Origin of the sequence: Catenuloplanes niger (genome assembly GCF_031458255.1) — a bacterium.
Taxonomy (GTDB): Bacteria; Actinomycetota; Actinomycetes; order Mycobacteriales; family Micromonosporaceae; genus Catenuloplanes; species Catenuloplanes niger.
In genome coordinates this window covers 4,410,886-4,429,059 of the sequence record NZ_JAVDYC010000001.1, presented here as the reverse complement: position 1 = coordinate 4,429,059, position 18,174 = coordinate 4,410,886, and the positions used below count along the sequence as shown (strand labels likewise).

Sequence of the window (18,174 nt, the reverse complement as noted above, 5' to 3'; positions counted from 1 at the left end):
AAAGAAGCAGCGGGGGTACGCGTACCCCCGCTGCTTCTTTGTCCGGGTTCTAGAACTGGTCCTCCGGGACCTCCATGACGTCGAGCGTGGCGCCCTGCACGACGCGACGGTCCGCGCCGACCCGGGGCAGCACCTCGTGGGCGAAGAACCGCGCGGCCGCGACCTTGCCCTCGTAGAACGCCTTGTCCGCGGCGGAGACCTCACCGGCCAGCGCACCGAGCGCGACGTCCGCCTGCTTCTGCAGCAGCCAGCCGACCACCACGTCACCGAGCGCGAGCAGCACCCGGCGGGAGTGCAGACCGACCTTGTACAGCTCGTCGGGCTTGCCGCCCTGGGCCGCGCCGAGCCAGCCGGTGATCGCGCCGAGCATCGCCTGGAGCTCGCCGAGCGACTTGCCGAGCAGCAGCCGCTCCTCCTTGAGCCGGCCGTTGCCGCCCTCGGCCTCGATGAACTGCTGGATCTCGCCGGCCACCCGCATCAGCGCCGCGCCGTTGTCCCGGACGATCTTGCGGAAGATCAGGTCGAGGCTCTGGATCGCGGTGGTGCCCTCGTAGAGCGTGTCGATCTTCGAGTCGCGAACGTACTGCTCGAGCGGGTAGTCCTGGAGGAAGCCGGAGCCGCCGAACGTCTGCAGCGACTCGTGGCCGAGCAGCTCGTAGGCGCGCTCCGAGCCGACGCCCTTGACCAGCGGGAGCAGCAGGTCGTTGACCTTCTTGCCGACCCCGGCGGTCTCGGCGTCGCCGGCCGCCTCCGCCTTCGCGACCGTGTCCTGCCAGGTCGCGGTGTAGAGCACGAGCGCGCGCAGGCCCTCCGCGTACGCCTTCTGGAGCATCAGCGACCGGCGTACGTCCGGGTGCTTGATGATCTCGACGCGCGGCGCCGTCTTGTCGGCCTGGCGGAGCAGGTCGGCGCCCTGCTGGCGGCTCTTCGCGTACTCCAGCGCGTTGAGGTAGCCGCTGGAGAGCGTGGCGATCGCCTTCGTGCCGACCATCATCCGCGCGTACTCGATGATCAGGAACATCTGGCGGATGCCCTCGTGCACCTCGCCGAGCAGCCAGCCCTTGGCCGGCGTGCCGTGCTCGCCGAACGTCAGCTCGCAGGTGTTGGAGACCTTGATCCCCATCTTGTGCTCGATGTTCGTGGCGTAGACGCCGTTGCGCTCGCCCAGCTCACCGGTCTCCGCGTCGAAGTGGAACTTCGGCACGATGAACAGCGACAGGCCCTTCGTGCCCGGTCCGCCCACGCCCTCGACGCCGACCGGGCGCGCCAGCACGTAGTGGATGATGTTGTCGGTGAGGTCGTGCTCGCCGGACGTGATGAACCGCTTGACGCCCTCGATGTGCCAGGAGCCGTCCGGCTGCGGGATCGCCCGGGCACGGCCGGCGCCGACGTCCGAGCCGGCGTCCGGCTCGGTCAGCACCATGGTCGAGCCCCACTGCTTCTCGATGAACAGCTCGGCCCACTTCCGCTGCTCCTCGGTGCCCTCGACGTGCGCTATGTGCGCGAACGAGGGACCCGAGGAGTACATCCAGAGCGGCGCGTTCGAGCCGAGCACCATCTCGGCGATCGCCCACCAGACCGCGCGCGGTGCGGGCGTGCCGCCGAGCGCCTCGGGCAGGTCCAGCCGCCAGAACTCGGCACCCATCCACGCGGCGTAGGACTTCTTGAACGACTCGGGCAGCGGAGCGGTGTGCGTGGCCGGGTCGAAGACCGGCGGGTTCCGGTCGGCGTCGGCGTAGCTGGCGCCGAGGTCCTCCTCGGCCAGCCGCCGCATCTCCGAGAGGATGTCCCGGACCGTGTCGACGTCGAACTCGGCGTACGGAGCGACGCCGAACGAGCGATCGGCGCCGAACACCTCGAACAGGTTGAACTCGAGGTCTCGCAGGTTGCTCTTGTAGTGACTCATGGGCGGCAGCCCCCGCTTCACGCTCGTTACCGGTCAGTAATAGAAGAGTATTACCGACGGGTAAGTACGGACAAGGCCGCCGTCGAAGTGACCACGGCCACACGCGCCGCACTATCGACCGCGATTCACCCTTTTTGCGGTGTTTCTCGAGTGACCTCCACCGTCAGGTCAAGCCGCCGCGCCGAACGGACCGCAACCTGGGCCGAGTCCATCTCGTTGGCACGTTCGAAGCGCCGCTCGGCGTGGGGGCCGGGCCATCGTTGGGGAGGATGTCCATGCTGCTCAGCAACCTCAGAGACGCACTGCGCCAGATACGCCCGGAGCCGGACGGGTACGAGCGCGGCTACATCGGCCGGCACCGGGCACCGGAGGAGCCGGACGAGGCGCCGACCACCATGCTCCCGCCGATCACGATCAGCACCCCGATCATCCCCGGTCCGCTGCCGGTGCCGTCACCGCGCACCGCGCCCGCGACGTAGAGGTCGCGGGTCATGCCCCGGCGGCGCCGACCTCCCAGCTCGGCATGGCCGCGCTCGCGACGGGCCTGGGCCCGGTGTACTCCATCAGCACCAGCGCGATGTCGTCGTCCAAGCGTCCGTGCACCCACTCGTGCAGCGCGGCCTCCAGCGACGCCAGACCGTCACCGACCGTGCCGTGCCCGACCAACTGCCAGGCGCGGTCGGCGGTCGGGAAGAACTTCCCCTCCCGGCGAGCCTCGCCGAGACCGTCCGTGAAGAGCAGCAACCGGTCGCCGGGCTCCAGCCGCTCCACCCGCGGCTGGGCCTCCGGCCGGAAACCCAGCGGCGGTACGGGTGCCGGCGGATCCAGCGGGATCACCTTGCCCCGCCGCAGCAGCAGCGGCGCCGGATGCCCGCAGTTCACGATGGTGAGCGTGCCGCCGCGCTCCTCGACCAGCACCGCGGTCACGAAGTCCTCGTCGCCGACGCTGCGGGCGACCGCACGATCCAGATCGGCCACCACGGTACGGAGATCGCCGCGCTCGAACGCCACGTGCCGGTACGACCCGAGCACGATGCTGGCGAGGCGCACCGCGTCCAGCCCCTTGCCGCGCACGTCGCCGATGATCATCCGTACCCCGTAGGGCGTGTCGAGCGCCTCGTAGAGGTCGCCGCCGATGTCCGCGGCCGCGGTCGCGGAGATGTAACGACCGGCCACCGCGAGCGTGCCCACGTGCGGGCCGATCGGGCGCAGCACCGCCTGCTGCGCGACCTGGGCCAGCTTGAACAGCTCGTCGATGCGGCGGGCCTGCCGGTCGCGGATCGTCGCCACCGCGGCCGCGATGCCGGTGGACAGCCCGACACCGACCACATTGATCGCCGCCGGGAACGACGGATCGGAGATCACGAACCCGGCACCGACCACGGTGGCCAGTGCGCCGACGGTCAGCACCACCCGCCACGACGCGAACGCCGCGGCCAGGAACGGCGCGGCCGCGACCAGGCCGACGTAGCTCGCGTTGGGGCCGTCGGCCAGCTCGATCACGGAGACGAGTGCGAGCAGCGCGACAGCCGCGCCGAGGCCGGCGCGGGATCCTGGGCTGATCGGGCCGCGGCCCGCGAAGAGGTTGTGCATTGGTCCGGACCCAGCATGCCTGATCGACCGACGGGACTGCACCGACTTGCCCCCTAGTCTGATGCCGATTTGGCCGTCCGGTGGGGTGGTGGCGTCACCTGGTTGTCGCCCGATCGGGTCGCCCTTGTGGGGCGCGTCCGTCTCTCCCACGCTTTCGCGGGCCCGGTGGGTTGCCGCGTTGCGCCGCAGGAGCAAGATGATCTGGTGTCGTCGGACCTTACCACCGAACTGATCGGCGCATTTCGCTGGAATGACCCGGGGCACGACTTCCCGCACCTGGTCAGTGACCTCTCCGGCTGGTGGCGCTCGCCCTCGATCCTGCACGCGCTGGGCCCGGCCCTGGCCGGCCTGTTCGTCGCGGAACAGCCGACCGTGGTGGTCGCGCCGGAGGTCACCGGCTTCGTCGTCGGCCCGCTGGTCGCGATCGCGCTGGAGGTGGGCTTCGTCGAGGCGTACAAGGGCGGGCACGCGCCGGTCGCCGAGCCGATGACCTGGGCCCAGGCCGCACCGGACCACAAGGGCCGGCGACTGTCGCTCGGCGTGCGCACCCGCCAGCTGCGCCCCGGTGACCGCGCGCTGATCGTCGACGACTGGATCACCACGGGCGCCCAGTCCCGCGCGCTCGGCGAGATCGTGACCGCGTGCGGCGCGGTCCCGGTCGGCACGGCCGCGATCGTCGCGGAGTGCACGCCCGAGGTCGCGGCCGAGTTGCGCGTTCGCAGCATCCTCCGCGCCGAGCAGCTTTAGGCTTTTTGCACGTTATCTCATTCGTTGGGTCATCTGCAGAAGACGCTGCGTGTCCGGCCGATGTGGACGATGATCTTCAGGTCGCTATCGATCTCCACGAATCGGCCGCCCATGCGCTATGCCACGCCCCGCCCGCTCGCCGGCCACCCCGGCCGCTTCGCCGCGCTCCTCACCGGACCTGATGATCCACTGGCCGACGCGGCGCGCGCCGTCGAGCAGACCGTCTTCGAGACCGAGTTCGGCCTGGACTCCGACACCATGAAGGCCGAATACAGCGGGTACGACGCCGCCAGCCGCTTCATCGTCGTGCTCGACCAGGCCCGGCACCGGGCCGCCGGCGTCATCCGGCTGATCGACGAGTCCCCGGCCGGCCTGAAGACGCTCAACGACGCGCCGGCCCACATCGGCGGCACCGTCGACGACATCCGCGAGCATCACCGGATGACCGACGGCCGGCGCGCCGTCGACGTCGCCACGCTCGCGGTCCTCCCGGAGTACCGCGGCACCCGGTCGGTGCTGGTCAGCACACTGCTCTACCGCACGCTCTACCGCGTCTTCCACCGGGACGGGATCACGCACGTGGTCGCCATGATCGACGAACCCGCGTACCGCAATCTCCGGCGGATCGGCACCCCGTTCGTACCGATGCTGGGCTCCTCGCCCTTCTGCTATCTCGGCTCCGCCGAGAACCGCGCGCTCTACGGCGACTTCCGCGAGTTCGGCCCCGCCATCGCCCGCAACGCTGCCACGCTGCGCGCCCAGGCCCGCCTCTCCCCGGCCAACCTGCGGCACCCCCGCCGCCTGCTGTTCCGCCGGATGGCCGCGCGGATCGCCACCACGATCGTCACCGGCTCGGGCCTGGACCACCGAATCCATCTCTGAGCAGCGCCTGCGGCAGGGTCTCGTTCAGCCACGCCTCGGACTCGTCGAGCGACCAACCCAGATCATCGGTACGGACGAAGTAGGCCGCGTTGCACAGGTACAGCCAGAGCAGGTCGGTGGCGCGGTCGTCGTCGACGCCGTCGCGCAGCGCGCCCAGCTGCCCCAACCGCCGCGCGGTCACCGCCAGCCCGTGCCGCATGCTGGCGTGCGCGATCTCCTGGATCTCCCGCACCGTCGGCTCCTGCGGCGCCGCGGCGACCACCTGCCGCATCAGCCCGGCCCACAGCTCGAACTGCTCGCGCGTCGCGCGCACGATGAACCGGACCAGCTCGGCCGGATCGGTGATCTGACGGAGCCGGGTCATCACGAGCGCGACCTCGTCGGTGTTGGTGCCGGACTCGATCAACGTCCGCAGCAGCCCGTGCTTGCCGCCACCGACCGCGTACACGGTGGCCGGCGCGACCCGCGCGTGCCGGGCGATCTCCTCGACCTTCGTGCCGAAGTAGCCCTTCTCGACGAACAACTCCCGGGCCGCGTCCAGGATCGCCTGTCGGGTGCGCTGGGCGTACTCCGCCCTCCTGCTGGTCGTGTCGTTCGGGTTGGGCACGCCGAGATCGTACTTGCCAGCCTTTCGTCAGAGTCGGCTCTGATCAGTGTAATGAACTCCAGGAAGGCTGCCTGCCCCCATGAAAGCGCTCTTCACCACGTTCCCCGCGTACGGACACCTGCTGCCGATGCTCCCGCTGGCCGAGGCCGCCGTCGCGGCCGGCGACACCGTGCTCGTCGCCACCCACGAGACGCTGCACGCCGCCACGCGCGCGTTCGGCCCGCCGCTACCCGCGCTGCTCGCGGAGAACGAGTCCCGGTCCGGCGCCGACGTGCTGGCCTACCGCACCGACAGCGCACGCCTGCTGGACGCCAACGTCGCGCTCTTCACCACCACGTACGCCGACCTGGCCTTCGACGAACTGCTGTCCCTCGCCGAGACCGAACGCCCCGACGTCATCGTCGGCGAGCAGTGGGACTACCTCGGCCCGCTGGTCGCGGCCAGGCTCGGCATCCCCTGGGTCGTCTTCGTCCACAGCCCCGCCACCGACATCGACGCCGTGCTGACCGCCGGCGCCGCCAAGGCCGGCGCCCACCGCGGCCTGACCTTCCCCACCCCGCTGGCCACCGTCCGGCTCTGGCCGGAATGGCTGGAGACCACACCCCCGACCACAACCGCACTCCCGATCAGCAGCCAGCCGTACGACGCCCCCGCCCGCGCCGACATCCCCGCCTTCACCGGCGACCGCCCGGTCGTCCTGGTCACGCTCGGCACCGTCGTCGACGACCTCCCCCTGCTCCGCTCCGCCGTCCAGGCCGTCCTCGACGCCGGCGCGGACGCCCTCGTCACCACCGGCTTCACCGCCACCCCCGCCGACCTGGGCGCCGTCGCCACCCCCGACCGCGTCCGCGCCGTCTCCTTCGCCCCCATCGCCCAACTCCTCGACCACGCCCACGCCGTCCTGGCCGCCGTCGGCTCCGGCACCACCCTCGCCGCCCTGTCCCGCGGCCTCCCCCTCGCCCTCATCCCGAAGATCGCCAACCAGCCCCTGGTCGCCTCCCTCGTCACCGCGCTCGGCGCCGGCCTCACCGTCGACTCCCCCGCCTCCCTCCCCACCGCCATCCCGTCCCTGCTCACCACCCCTTCCCTGCGCGAGGCCGCCACCACCGCCCGGTCCCGCCTCGCCACCCGCCCCTCCCCCACCACCGTCTGGACCACGCTGCGCTCCCACCTGCGCTGACCCCGCAAAGCCCTCGTCCACCCAGGACGAGGGCTCCCCACGTCCAAATCTCCATGCACTCCGGCGCGCCGCGGCGGAGGCTCAGCCAGAACCGCGTCTCGCCGCGCCGAGGACAGCCCGGGCCGCGTCGGCCCGGGAACGGATGCCGGCGTCACGCCCCTGGCCGTCGGCAGGTACACAGCGTTCGAACAGAACCTGCTGCTCACCAAGCCCTCCTCGGAGACGGTGAACGCCGCCCCCACTCCGGCCCAACCGCGGGCGGCGAAGCCACACCGCAAACATCCCCAACAGCGGCACGCCCAGCAACTCCGAAACGCGGTCCTTCCAGCCCTTTGGAGCGGAATGCGAGAAGGCCCAGCTCGCACTAGCCCGGGTGGCGGAAATCGAACCCGCAGCTCAGGGCCCCTGCGACTCCCCACGATTCCCTCTCGTTCCCGGCCCTACCGGCACGCAGGGGGCACGGCGGCCGACCGACCACTCAGCATGCACCGCCTACCGGAACCGCCGACAGTGGTGCGCACCGAGCCTTCAACAACGCGAGCCGCGGCCGGCAACACAAGACCGGCAATGCCGTCTACGCACAGCTCCCGGCGACAGAGGGTCAGCGGCAAGTCAGCGAAACCAGCGCGGCAGCCCATCGCACAGCACAGGCCGCGACGGGCTCCGTGCAAACCAGAATGAGGGCAGTCGTCCGTACCCCCGGCAGCACCTTCGACCTGCCCAGCCCCGCACTCACGCAACGGTCTCGTACATGCTCGCCAGCCTGCGCGGATTGCCCAGGTCGTACACCGCCTTGCCCGACCAGTTCAACCTCCGGTCGAGCTGCACCTCACCACCCGTCGGCCCAGCAGGATCAGCCAGGTCCGCCACCGCCACGACGGCCGCTGATCCGCATACCGCGAGCCAGCCGGCGCTCGCGCACCCTCAGCACCCACGACAACGATGAGCCATCGCAACCGCCCATGGACGGCTCGAGACGAGCCAGCCCTCGAAGGGGCACGAATCCGCAGCAACGCCGGAAGGCAACCACCGGCACGTGGGGTTTCCGGGGCTCGGCCCCGGAGCAGAAATGCGAGAAGGCCCCAGCTCGCGCTTTCCGCGAGCAAGGGCCTCCGCCGACGAGAGCGGGTGACGGGAATCGAACCCGCACTGTCAGCTTGGGAACCGCACAAGATCGCTCTGCTACGGGCGCACGTACAGGTCACGCTTGTCATAAGTGGCCTGGAGTGGCCTAGCAGCACCCCGCGTGATGGCACGCAGATGGCACGGCGGCCCGTGCCTCAGTAACCAGCCAACCCTGCTGCGAATACCGGGCAACGGCGCCGGACATGATCTACGTCGCTTGCTCTTGGGAGTCAGGCCTGCAGCCGGTGCCTAGTCTCGGCCTGACCCGTTGGAACCAGAACACGGATGATCTGGGCACCACGCTCATATGAGCCAAGTCAGCGCCGAGAACGTCTTGAACTGACGGACATCCTCATGAAATTATGTTCACGGCAATTCCAAATAAAAGAATGTGAATCATCGTCATGACCAACCGTTTTCGCGCAATCAATGAGCCAGCAAAAGGATTCACGGAGGAATTGGTGCCCCAACTAATCAGAACCGAAGTTACCGGAATGCTTGGCAGGTTCGATCACGTATTTGAATTTCCCGCCGACTGGGAATTTGTCATTCTTCATGGCCCGAACGGTGTAGGAAAAACAAAGCTTCTCGAGCTAGTATCGTGGACATTTGGCTGGCAGACAATAAAGCTGGCGAATTTGCCGTTCGGCTCCGCCCGGTTCGACTTCGACGATGGAACTCGCCTTAAGGTAACTCGGGTTGAGGCAGATCCTAAAAAGACACACAGGACACGGCACTCCAACTCTGCCGTACGACTCGGCTTCGCCGTTCATTTCGAGCTTCGCCGACCCGGTAGTCATATGATCTCCTACACCTCCTCCCCCAGCACTATGAGGGAGACCGCCCAACTTCGTGAAGTCGTCCAACGCCTACTTCCAGTTTCTCGTGTAGGGCCAGATGCTTATCACGATCACCCCACTGACGTAGTAATGAGCTTGGCTGAGGTCCTTGAATTCTATGGCTCTGCGCTTCCATCCGACATTTACCCTGAAGCCGAACAACCGCGCGTGATCCGCGACTTCTTAAGTGGAATTAAGGTCTACCTTATTGAGACACAACGCCTACTCAACATTCCCGCGGAATTACCCTCTAACGCTCGATATCGCACACAGCCCGAGCAGCCGAAATCGAGAGTTTCAATCTATTCCGAAGATCTTGCGCGACGACTGAAGGAAGCCCTTGCGCAGAACTCTCGGCGGTCGCAGGAGCTTGATAGGACCTTCCCGGAGAGACTACTTGAGGAGCAGCCGGTCACCAATCTTACAGACGATCAGATCCGAGAAAGGTACCGCCTGCAAGCAGATTACCGCGCACGGTTATCTCAGATTGATGTACTAGGAGCATCTTCAGAGTATTTGCCGCTTCCTGATCGGACACTCAAGGATTGGGAACGACACGTTTTGTGGACGTATCTAGAAGATACGGAGCGAAAGCTCGACACTTTCAAGGATGTTCTTACACGCGTTCGCCTGCTTCAAGAAATTGTGAATAGTCGGTTCAAATATAAGAGTCTGAAGATTAGCCGCGAGGAAGGCTTCGTAGTAGTAACTGACAGCGGTGAGGAAATCCCTCCGGAACGCCTATCCTCTGGGGAGCAGCACGAGCTTGTTCTTGTATATGGGCTTCTTTTCGAGGTCGAGGAGAATACTCTCGTTCTAATTGACGAACCAGAAATCTCACTGCATGTTGGATGGCAACGCCAGTTCCTGTCCGACCTTTTTGAGATTTCGCAAATTACCAACCTGCGGTTTGTTATCGCAACTCACTCTCCGCAAATTATTCACAAATGGTGGGAGAGGACCGTTCCCCTTGTCCCGGCGGACGACATGGACGATGCATGAGGGAGCAACTGACGGGCGATGATCTCTTCGCCGAGATTCTTCTACTAAGCGATCACAGAAAGAATATTCTGTTGGTTGAAGGGCCTGACGATGTGGCGACGCTAGATAGTCACGTCGCCGAGGAACACACATTCGTAGTTCCTGGATACGGAAAGACTTCCGTGCAGTATGCAATAGATTTGTGCGACGCGCGCGGCATAAATAATGTGCTCGCCATTCTCGACCGCGACTGGGTAGGGATCGCGGAAGCTGAGGTAAGTACACCGAATGTAATTTACACGGACCTTTACGACCTAGACGCAACAGCAATCTTCGCTGGAGATGCGACCAAACGGACTGTAGCGGGCTTGTGCGATCCAAACAGGGTGAAACTCCACACCGATTCACTCCAACTTGCACACATCGCCGACATCGGCGTTCCGACAAGTGCAGCGATCGGAGTGCTGCGCCTCGTCACCAAAGAGCAGAGACTTCCGCTCCGCCTGCGCGACTTTCCGGTGCAGGAAATCCTAAACCTAGATAACGGGGCTCCCGACATTGAAAAGATGATCGTTATCGCGGCAGCACGCGCCGCAAGTCGCTCTACCGTTGTGGACGTTGAGAATATCGCTTCTCTAGTTCGTGCACGGATTGACAACTTGGCCAACCCGAGGCGCTTCTGCTCTGGGCACGATTTAGGGATGACCATTGCTACCATTATGCGCAAACGCTGGGGATGCACCACCAAGGCCGACACCGTAATTAAAACATTCCGCGTTTCTTTCGGATGCCCGGAACTCGTTTCCACCTCTCTATACGCAAAGGTTCGCAGCTGGGCCGACGATCGCGGTCTAGAGGTATGGTCTTGCCCTAAGGTTCTTGCTCGCGCTGCGTCGCAGCTATCGTAATCACGAATTCATTTTGCCGAGCATACTAAAAGCAAGTTGGCCGCTATGCGAACATCACATTCGGCAAGTGAGTTCTATCAAGGAGTCGCCCTGCAAGCGCAAATCCGATGTACTTCATATCGAGCATGTGTGCGTTTAGCCATCGCCAATAACGGCATCGAGAGTGACGCACCGGCGCAGAGATATTCTGATTTCCATTCGCGAATGCCACTGAGAATAATACTTTCGCAAGGTCTCGACCGAACTAAACGCCAATGAGGGATCGAAATGACCGGCCACTCGTTGAAGTCATATAGCCCGGCAAATTTCACGCACAAAGCGCGTCCATGATCGCGTCGTCACGGCCAGTATTGGACCAACAGCGTCTTTACTGTCACGCACGTAGACATGTGTACGGGTCTTTGCAACCTCTACGCAGTCGCCGCCGTTGGGGCCGCTGCGGGTGGACTTCTTCCAGGTTAGGTGATCCATTTTTCAACTACCTTCTTGATCAGGGCGATGGAGAGACGTTGGGGAAGGGCTTCTCCCAAGAGACCTTCCCAGGTGCGGCGGAGGGCATCAACGGCTTCGGGGGACTCGATCATGAGGTCGCGGAGTTGGGTGTCGAGTAGGGCGAGGTCGGGGGCGTGGGGGACGCTGGCTAGGACGAAGGAGCCGGACATGCCGCGGTGGGCGCCGATGTCGGTGGGGAGGATGTGGAGTTCGACTCGGCCGGCGGTGCTGGCGGTGATGAGGGAGTCCAGTTGGGCGCGCATGATCTCGGGTGAGCCGATCGGGCGGTGCAGCACGGACTCTTCGAGGATCATGATTAGTTCCGGCGGGGTCTTGCTGGTGAGGATCTGTTGACGCTGGATTCTGGCGTCGGTGGCGCGTTGTAGGGCGGTCTCGTCGGCGGTGAGCATCCCGGCGCGGAGGACGGCGCGGGCGTAGTCCGGGGTCTGGAGTAGGCCGCTGATGACGAACTGCTGGTAGGTGCGGAGCGCGGTGGCGGTCTGCTCGATGTCTGCCCATGGGCGGAACCACTCGGGCATGATCTCGCGCGATGCGGCCTCGTGTGCCGCGTCCAGGAGGCGGCCGAGTAGACCTCCGGTGGTGAGTGCGTCGTCGGCGCGGTGGATCAGTTCGGCGCTGGGTGGGCGCTTGCCGGTCTCGACGGCGGAGACGTGGGTGTTGGAGAAGTGGATCTCCGCTGCTAGGGCCTCCTGGGTGATGCCCTTCCGTTCGCGGGCCAGTCTCAGTTCATGCCCGAGCGCTCGCAGCATCGGGTGTGCGGTGCCGGTTTGGTCAGTGGGCATGAGATTCCCCATCGGTTCCCCGTGCGAGTGTCGCCGTTCCGCAGAGCGTTGGTCGATTTCGCCGACGAATGGATGCAACGTCGAACGGGTTCCTGGTAACTCGATTCTCGGAAATAGTCCTTGTAGTCAAGGAGGGCGCGTCGCCAGGTGGTGCTAGGTCGTCCGCTTTTCCGCCGAGAATCAAGGAGGAGATTCCCATGCCGTCGGTAACCATCGGCGCAAGTCCAGAGATAACCGATGCCGAGCACCCGGACTTCTGCGACCCGGAGGTATGCACGGCCGGCGTCGAGTCGCCCCGAGGGGTGCCGCAGCACCGATCGAAGCCGTGGAAGATGGGGCTGTCGGGTGACATGTTCATCGACCGGATCGAGGTGCGGCTGGTGGAGCCCGTCTCCACGCCGGGTGACTGGTTCGTGGAGGTGGACGTCTTCACGGACGATCCGGACGAGGCGACCGACACGCTGATGTTCACGCGGCCGGACGTGTTCGCCATGTTCAGGTTCTTCTTCATCATCATCGAGAACGCCGTGAAGGCGAAGAGGCCCGACCGGAAAACAGTCGCTAAGGCGGCGTAATCCATGGTCTCCGAGCGTCGGTGCGTACCCGATGAGTTCCACGCCGTGGGAGACATCGTTCACCTCAACAAATTCAATGTCAAAGACGGTGAGCGAGACGTGGATATTCGGATTCTGCATGTCTCGCATCTGCTCTTGTCGGTGCCGGATGTGCAGTGGGTCCGAATCCTCGGTGTCGAGATGGAGGGCGCCGAGGAGAAGGGGCCGCAGAGCCTTTTCGTCGTGCACAAGGAAGCCCTGATACGCAAAGAGGCAGAGGTTTAGGCCGAGCTGCGCTTCATGACGTCGAGAACAGCGTGCGCGGCGTCAGCCGGCCGGATCTGCGCCGTGTCGAGGAAGAGATCGGGCTCGGGAACGGGCTCGGTCTCTTCCCACGCGCGCAGGCGGGCGTTGGTGTCGCCGGTGGCGCGGGAGATGATGCGGGACTCGGCTACGTCGCGGGGGCACCAGAGGTAGACCACTGTCCAGCGAGTCTGCGGCGTGGCGTTCACCAGCGCCTCAATCGCGGGGACTTGGCCGAGGTGGACGACGGGGATGCCGGTGGTGAGTGCGTCGGTCAGGCCGGGGCGGTCGATGACGTAGAGGGAGTCGTACCGGCGGTTCTCCCAGATGATGTCGCCGGTGGCGCGGAGACGGTCGATGTCGGGCTCGGTGGTCATGCGGTAGGTGCCGGTGCGGCCGGGGCCGGCCTTGAGCCGGCGGAAGAGAGTGACCGTGGGGTCCAGCTCGGCCAGCGCATGGGTGACGGTGTCTTTGCCGCTGGCGGGTGGGCCGTAGAGGATGATGCCGCTGCTCATGGCGTACCGCCGGTGATGGTTTTGATCAGGTCTTTTGCCTGGGCCTGGAGTGGGCGGCTGGATGCCGAGTTGTCGATGACCTTGTGTGGGACCGGTGGGCGGAAGCTGGTTTCGACCTTGGAGAGGTAGCCGGCCCAGTCCGCGAGTTTCGCGGCGTCGCGGGCGGCGCCGCGGTGGCGGACGTAGGTGTGCATGGTGGCTTCGTCGCAGTAGACCCAGACGTAGGTCGTGGTGGCGTTCAGCTCTGTGAAGGTGGCCTGGGTGCGCTCGATCCACGCGGGGTCGTTGAGTTCGCGGATGAACGGGGCGGTCAGGATGACGCTGTTGCCGCACGCGACGTTCTCCGTGGCGGCCGCGATCAGGGCCTCGTACTCGCGGGGGCGGATCAGGTTGAAGTATTCGGCGGACTCGCGGTCGTGGGGTGAGTGGCCGATGGTCTCCAACGCGGCCTCGACGACCGGGCGGGTGAGGGTGTCCTTGTCGAGCATGGACCAGCCGGTTTCGCGGGCGAGGATGCGGCCCAGCTCGGTTTTGCCGCTGCCGGCGTAGCCGCCCACGATGACGACCTTCGGTTGCCGGGGGCGGATGTCGGCTTTGCGGTCCTGGCCGGGGGCGTGGACGTAGCGCTTGGAGCGGGACTTGCTGATCACCAACCCCTCTTCGGCCAGAAGACGCATCGCTTCGGAGATGGTGAAGACGCTGACGTCCCAGCGTTCGGCCAGCTCGCGCGTGGACGGGAGGACGTCTCCGTCGCGGAGCACTCCGGCCTCGATGTCGTTGCGGATGTTGCGTGCGACCTGCTGATGCAGCGATTCCCCACGGGTCAGTGGCGGGCGGGGGGTCGACATGGCGTCTCCTCTTATCAGCGGCATCGTGCAACTGGTATCCCAAAATACCAGGTGATTTGCTGGTTGCCGACGTTGTTAGCTCACGTTTACGCAGCTCAGATGCCCTCCAACACGAACTTTCGATCTAACAGTTGACCTGTATGCATATCAACTGTTAGCTTCGTGGCACAGAGATCGCCGTCACAACGACGGTGGTCACGGAAGCCACAAGAGGAGTGCGTCTTGGCACCGAACGACTGGCTCAACGACATCGACGGCCCTACGTCGGGCGAACTCGCGGCGATCGAGGCGGAAGAGCCGCTGATCAGCGCGGAGGTTGCGTTGCTGGACGCGCAGATCCGCGTCTTCTGTGCGGACGGCGGTCCGACCGAGCTGGATTGGCACCGGCTGCGGATCGCGGAGAAGCGGGTGGCTCGGGAGGCGCTGGCGCTGCACCGGCGGCACCTGGACAGCGCGGAGCTGGGGTGGGTGGCGTGACGAACTCCGCCTTCCCGATCCCGACGGATGGGGATTCGCGCTTCAGGTACCGCTTGCTGGTGGACGTGGCGCGGGTGCTGGAACGGCACGGTTTTCCGCCGGTCGAGGCCACCGCGGATCTGGTTCGGCTTCAGCAGAACCTCTTCAACTTCCTCTATGCCAAGCCCGAGCACGCCGACGCTGAAGGAGTCCTGCGATGACCGTCTCCGCGTACCCGCCTCAGGTGGCGGATCTTCTTCCCCGCGCTCAGGAACTGGTGGCGGCGCTGGGTGTGGTGCCGTCCGAGAACCGGATCAAGACCGAGCTGAAGGTGGGCCGGCCGAAGGCCAAGGCCATCCGGGCGGCGCTGGAGCAGGAGACCGCACCGGCCGATCCCGATCCGGAGCAGGCGCCGGAGGACGTGGTGCCGGACCCGGTTCCGGCGGTGGACGAGCCGGAGACCGTGCCGGTGCCGGTGGCCGAGGTGGCGCCGGTGACGGTGGAGGAAATCGGCCAGCGTGAGGCGGTCGTGGACCCGGTTCCGGCTGCTGAGCCCATCACACGGCGGGCGGTGCCGTCGTGGCCTGTGCTGATCCTGGCGCTGCCGGCGTTCGCGGCGGTGTGGTCGGGGTGGGTCGGGCTCGGCGAGATGACCGGGTTCGGGGTGGTGCACCCGCTTCCGGGGATCGCGGACGGGTTCAGCCTGAACACCGCGATCACGCTTCCGATCGGTGTCGAGACCTATGCGGCGTACGCGCTGCGGGTGTGGTTGTCGGCTCAGGTGAGCGTGCGGGCGCGGCGGTTCGCCAAGTGGTCCGCGATCGGGTCGCTCGTGCTCGGTGCGCTCGGGCAGGTCGCCTATCACCACATGGAGGCGGCGGGCGTGACTGAGGCGCCGTGGCAGATCACGACGGTGGTCGCGTGCCTGCCGGTGGCGGTGCTCGGGATGGGCGCGGCGCTGGCGCACCTCAATCACGACGGACGTTCCTAGCTTCGCCCGGCGGCGCGGCCCTTCGGCCTGGAAACCTGTGCCGCGCCGCCGGTCACTCGCTCCGTTCACCTCGTGAGGCTTCAGGAGGAAGAACCCTCATGCTCGCAGAGACCAACCCGGAACACACCGGCCGCACGGCCACCCTCACCCCTGAGGTGCTGGTGGGTGAGGTGGTCATGGTCGACCAGCCGCATGCCCGTACCGATGATGAGTGGTTGAAGGAACTGGCGCGGCAGGCCGCGCAGCGCAAGCCGATCCTGCCCGCGTGGATGCTGTCGGGCTCGGACTTCCGGCACACGTGCCGCTGGATCGCGGCGCACTACCTGCACGTCTCCGTCTATCACGCGGTCCGCATGCCGGTCTACGGCGGGAAGCTCGCGCTGCGGGCGCCGCGCGGGGTCTGGCGATTCATTTCCGGCGGTACGCGGTGGGTGCTCGACCTGGAAGGCCTGCCCGTCCGGCTTGCGGCGGTCCGGCGGGAGGACGCGGAGCAGTACCTCCGGCTGTCCCGGCAGCGTGACGGCCGGGTGCGTCTGCGGACGCTGATCGCGGCGTCGGTCGCGGTGCTCGGTGCGGCCGGCACGTTCGTGCTCGCGGTGCTGGCGCCGAGCTGGGCGCACTGGGCGACGCTCGCGGGGCTGGTCGCCGCGTTCGGGCTCGGCGGGGCGCGACCGGATCGGCCGCTGGTGTCCCGCGCTGTCGTTCCGACGCATGTGCAAGAGCTGACCTCGAATCAGGTCACGCTCGCGCTGTCCGTGCTCGGGCTCGCGGGGATCAACCAGGCGGTGTCGAAGCTGGGCGACAAGGCGATCGGGTTCCCGGCGCCGATCACCCGCGACGGACCCGGATGGCGTGCCGATGTCGATCTGCCGCCCGGTGTGACCGCGACCGAGGTGATCGAGCGGCGGGAGAAGCTGGCCGGCGCGCTGACCCGGCCGCTGGGGTGCGTGTGGCCGGAGGGCAACGCCGAGGTGCATCCCGGCCGGCTGGTGCTCTGGGTCGGGGATCAGGACATGTCGAAGGCGCGCAAGCCCGTGTGGCCGCTGCTCAAGGGCGGGCCGGTGGACCTGTTCAAGCCTCAGCCGTACGGGACGGATCAGCGCGGACGCTGGGTGAACCTGACGCTGATGTTCATCGCGATGGTGATCGGGTCGATTCCGCGGATGGGCAAGACATTCGCGCTGCGGGAAGCGCTGCTGATCGCGGCGCTCGATCCTCGGGCGGAGATCCATGCGTACGACCTGAAGGGCACCGGTGACCTGTCCGCGCTGGGGAAGGTGGCGCACCGGTACCGGGCTGGCGAGGACGACGAGGACATCCTCTACGCGGTGGCCGCGATGCGGGAGCTGCGGGCGGAGCTGCGCCGCCGGGCGCGGGTGATCCGGGATCTGCCGCCGGATCTGTGCCCGGAGAACAAGGTCACGCCGGAGCTGGCCACGCGGCGCTCGCTGGGCCTGCATCCGATCGTGGTCGGGGTCGATGAGTGTCAGGTCTGGTTCGAGCACCCGGAGTACGGGGCCGAGCTGGAGGAGATCTGCACGGACCTGGTGAAGCGGGGGCCGGCTACCGGGATCGTGCTGATCCTGGCGACCCAGCGGCCGGACGCGAAGAGCCTGCCGACCGCGATCTCCGCCAACGCGTCGACGCGGTTCTGCCTGAAGGTCATGGGGCAGATGGAGAACGACATGGTGCTCGGGACCAGCAAATACCGCAACGGCGTCCGGGCCACGATGTTCGCGTGGGAGGACAAGGGGATCGGCTACTTCGCCGGTGAAGGCGCGGACGCGCGGATCGTGTCAACCGTGTTCATCGACGGGCCGGCCGCGAACGTCCTCGCTGAGAAGGCGCGGGCGCTGCGGGAGCGGGCGGGGCGGCTGACCGGGCACGCGCTCGGTGAGACGCCGGAGGTTGAGCGGGCGGCCGGTCATCACCTGCTCGACGACATCCTGTCCGTGGTGCCGGTGGCGGAGCTGCGGGTGTGGAACGAGACCGTGGTGGCGCGGTTGGCGGAGTTGCGGCCGGATGTCTACGACGGGTGGGCGCCGGAGCAGCTGACGGCGGCGCTGAAGCCGTACGGGATCGAGGTTGACCAGATCGGTCGGCGGGTGGGCGGGAAGACCGTCAACCGGCGCGGCATCACCCGCGCGCATGTCGCGGAGAAAGTTGCCGAGCGTAACCGATCGAAGGCTGCGGCCTAGTACCGCCGGAGGGTGCTGGCGCTAGCGCCCGAGCCTGCTAGCGCTAGCACCTCCGCTAGCACACGAAATGAAGCCCTGCCAGGACGCTAGCACGCTAGCGGCCCTGGTCCCCCATGCCCGAAAACCGGCCCTGGAGGCGTTCGTGGACACCCCTTCCCTGATCGCTAGCTTCCTCTGCTTCGTCCTACCGCCCGTCACGATCTGTTACGCCGCTAGCTGCGCGATCTGGCCGTGGAAAGCGTGCTC

At 66.5% G+C, this 18,174-nt stretch carries 20 protein-coding genes; 12 read left to right on the top strand and 8 right to left on the bottom strand.

Features of this window, described 5'->3' with window-relative positions; genetic code table 11:
- Positions 1–49: 49 nt before the first annotated feature.
- Positions 50–1,906 (bottom strand): acyl-CoA dehydrogenase, encoded by a 1,857-nt coding sequence (locus tag J2S44_RS19555; protein WP_310415907.1) that lies wholly within the window; start codon positions 1,904–1,906, stop codon positions 50–52.
- Positions 1,907–2,175: 269 nt separating this feature from the next.
- Between J2S44_RS19555 and J2S44_RS19550 the strand changes: the two genes are divergently transcribed.
- Positions 2,176–2,385: a hypothetical protein gene (locus J2S44_RS19550; RefSeq protein WP_310415904.1), complete on the top strand. Its 210-nt coding sequence runs from the start codon at positions 2,176–2,178 to the stop codon at positions 2,383–2,385.
- Between the two features lie 10 nt (positions 2,386–2,395).
- Here the strand turns inward: J2S44_RS19550 and J2S44_RS19545 are convergent, their stop codons facing one another.
- Positions 2,396–3,499, bottom strand: coding sequence for a PP2C family protein-serine/threonine phosphatase (locus J2S44_RS19545; protein WP_310415902.1), 1,104 nt, complete (start codon positions 3,497–3,499; stop codon positions 2,396–2,398).
- A gap of 204 nt (positions 3,500–3,703) precedes the next feature.
- Here J2S44_RS19545 and J2S44_RS19540 point away from each other — a divergent pair, with 204 nt between their 5' ends.
- Complete coding sequence (locus J2S44_RS19540; RefSeq protein WP_310415899.1) at positions 3,704–4,246, top strand: phosphoribosyltransferase family protein; 543 nt, start codon at positions 3,704–3,706, stop codon at positions 4,244–4,246.
- A gap of 111 nt (positions 4,247–4,357) precedes the next feature.
- The gene (locus J2S44_RS19535; RefSeq protein WP_310415897.1) at positions 4,358–5,128 is read left to right on the top strand and encodes a GNAT family N-acyltransferase; all 771 of its coding nucleotides are present in this window, start codon (positions 4,358–4,360) and stop codon (positions 5,126–5,128) included.
- Here the strand turns inward: J2S44_RS19535 and J2S44_RS19530 are convergent.
- The gene (locus J2S44_RS19530) at positions 5,091–5,735 is read right to left on the bottom strand and encodes a TetR/AcrR family transcriptional regulator (RefSeq protein WP_310415895.1); all 645 of its coding nucleotides are present in this window, start codon (positions 5,733–5,735) and stop codon (positions 5,091–5,093) included. The genes J2S44_RS19535 and J2S44_RS19530 overlap by 38 nt on opposite strands.
- A 79-nt stretch (positions 5,736–5,814) precedes the next feature.
- Here J2S44_RS19530 and J2S44_RS19525 point away from each other — a divergent pair, with 79 nt between their 5' ends.
- Positions 5,815–6,915, top strand: coding sequence for a glycosyltransferase (locus tag J2S44_RS19525; RefSeq protein ID WP_310415891.1), 1,101 nt, complete (start codon positions 5,815–5,817; stop codon positions 6,913–6,915).
- Positions 6,916–7,647: 732 nt separating this feature from the next.
- On the opposite strand, the gene J2S44_RS19520 is transcribed toward J2S44_RS19525, so the two are convergent.
- On the bottom strand, positions 7,648–7,791 hold the full coding sequence (locus J2S44_RS19520; RefSeq protein WP_310415888.1) for a hypothetical protein: 144 nt from the start codon (positions 7,789–7,791) through the stop codon (positions 7,648–7,650).
- A 653-nt stretch (positions 7,792–8,444) separates the two neighbouring features.
- On the opposite strand from J2S44_RS19520, the gene J2S44_RS19515 reads away from it, so the two are divergent.
- Together J2S44_RS19515 and J2S44_RS19510 are read left to right on the top strand one after the other, a co-directional pair.
- Positions 8,445–9,881: an AAA family ATPase gene (locus J2S44_RS19515; protein WP_310415885.1), complete on the top strand. Its 1,437-nt coding sequence runs from the start codon at positions 8,445–8,447 to the stop codon at positions 9,879–9,881.
- Complete coding sequence (locus tag J2S44_RS19510; protein ID WP_310415882.1) at positions 9,878–10,768, top strand: hypothetical protein; 891 nt, start codon at positions 9,878–9,880, stop codon at positions 10,766–10,768. Before J2S44_RS19515 ends, J2S44_RS19510 begins: the two co-directional genes overlap by 4 nt.
- 288 nt (positions 10,769–11,056) lie before the next feature.
- On the opposite strand, the gene J2S44_RS19505 is transcribed toward J2S44_RS19510, so the two are convergent.
- Both J2S44_RS19505 and J2S44_RS19500 read right to left on the bottom strand, forming a co-directional pair.
- Complete coding sequence (locus J2S44_RS19505) at positions 11,057–11,239, bottom strand: DUF397 domain-containing protein (protein WP_310415879.1); 183 nt, start codon at positions 11,237–11,239, stop codon at positions 11,057–11,059.
- A complete protein-coding gene (locus J2S44_RS19500; RefSeq protein WP_310415876.1) occupies positions 11,227–12,063 on the bottom strand; it encodes a helix-turn-helix domain-containing protein in 837 nt (278 codons plus the stop codon). The genes J2S44_RS19505 and J2S44_RS19500 overlap by 13 nt, the downstream gene beginning before the upstream one ends.
- A 68-nt stretch (positions 12,064–12,131) precedes the next feature.
- Between J2S44_RS19500 and J2S44_RS19495 the strand changes: the two genes are divergently transcribed.
- Together J2S44_RS19495 and J2S44_RS19490 are read left to right on the top strand one after the other, a co-directional pair.
- The gene (locus tag J2S44_RS19495; protein ID WP_310415874.1) at positions 12,132–12,638 is read left to right on the top strand and encodes a hypothetical protein; all 507 of its coding nucleotides are present in this window, start codon (positions 12,132–12,134) and stop codon (positions 12,636–12,638) included.
- 45 nt (positions 12,639–12,683) lie between these two features.
- Entirely contained in the window at positions 12,684–12,902 is a 219-nt protein-coding gene (locus J2S44_RS19490; protein ID WP_310415871.1) for a hypothetical protein, read from the top strand.
- Here J2S44_RS19490 and J2S44_RS19485 read toward each other — a convergent pair.
- Both J2S44_RS19485 and J2S44_RS19480 read right to left on the bottom strand, forming a co-directional pair.
- Complete coding sequence (locus J2S44_RS19485) at positions 12,899–13,435, bottom strand: P-loop nucleotide/nucleoside kinase family protein (RefSeq protein WP_310415868.1); 537 nt, start codon at positions 13,433–13,435, stop codon at positions 12,899–12,901. The genes J2S44_RS19490 and J2S44_RS19485 overlap by 4 nt on opposite strands.
- Positions 13,432–14,283 carry a GntR family transcriptional regulator gene (locus J2S44_RS19480; RefSeq protein WP_310415865.1) on the bottom strand — a complete coding sequence of 284 codons (852 nt, stop codon included), beginning with the start codon at positions 14,281–14,283 and terminating at the stop codon, positions 13,432–13,434. The genes J2S44_RS19485 and J2S44_RS19480 overlap by 4 nt, the downstream gene beginning before the upstream one ends.
- A gap of 222 nt (positions 14,284–14,505) precedes the next feature.
- Between J2S44_RS19480 and J2S44_RS19475 the strand changes: the two genes are divergently transcribed.
- The 4 genes from J2S44_RS19475 to J2S44_RS19460 are packed head-to-tail and all read left to right on the top strand — an operon-like array spanning position 14,506 to position 17,928.
- Positions 14,506–14,760, top strand: a complete 255-nt coding sequence (locus J2S44_RS19475; protein ID WP_310415862.1) for a DUF6284 family protein — start codon at positions 14,506–14,508, stop codon at positions 14,758–14,760.
- On the top strand, positions 14,757–14,960 hold the full coding sequence (locus J2S44_RS19470; RefSeq protein ID WP_310415859.1) for a hypothetical protein: 204 nt from the start codon (positions 14,757–14,759) through the stop codon (positions 14,958–14,960). The genes J2S44_RS19475 and J2S44_RS19470 overlap by 4 nt, the downstream gene beginning before the upstream one ends.
- Positions 14,957–15,730, top strand: a complete 774-nt coding sequence (locus J2S44_RS19465; protein WP_310415857.1) for an ABC transporter permease — start codon at positions 14,957–14,959, stop codon at positions 15,728–15,730. The genes J2S44_RS19470 and J2S44_RS19465 overlap by 4 nt, the downstream gene beginning before the upstream one ends.
- Positions 15,637–17,928 (top strand): cell division protein FtsK, encoded by a 2,292-nt coding sequence (locus J2S44_RS19460; RefSeq protein WP_310415854.1) that lies wholly within the window; start codon positions 15,637–15,639, stop codon positions 17,926–17,928. The genes J2S44_RS19465 and J2S44_RS19460 overlap by 94 nt, the downstream gene beginning before the upstream one ends.
- The last annotated feature ends 246 nt before the right edge of the window (positions 17,929–18,174 follow it).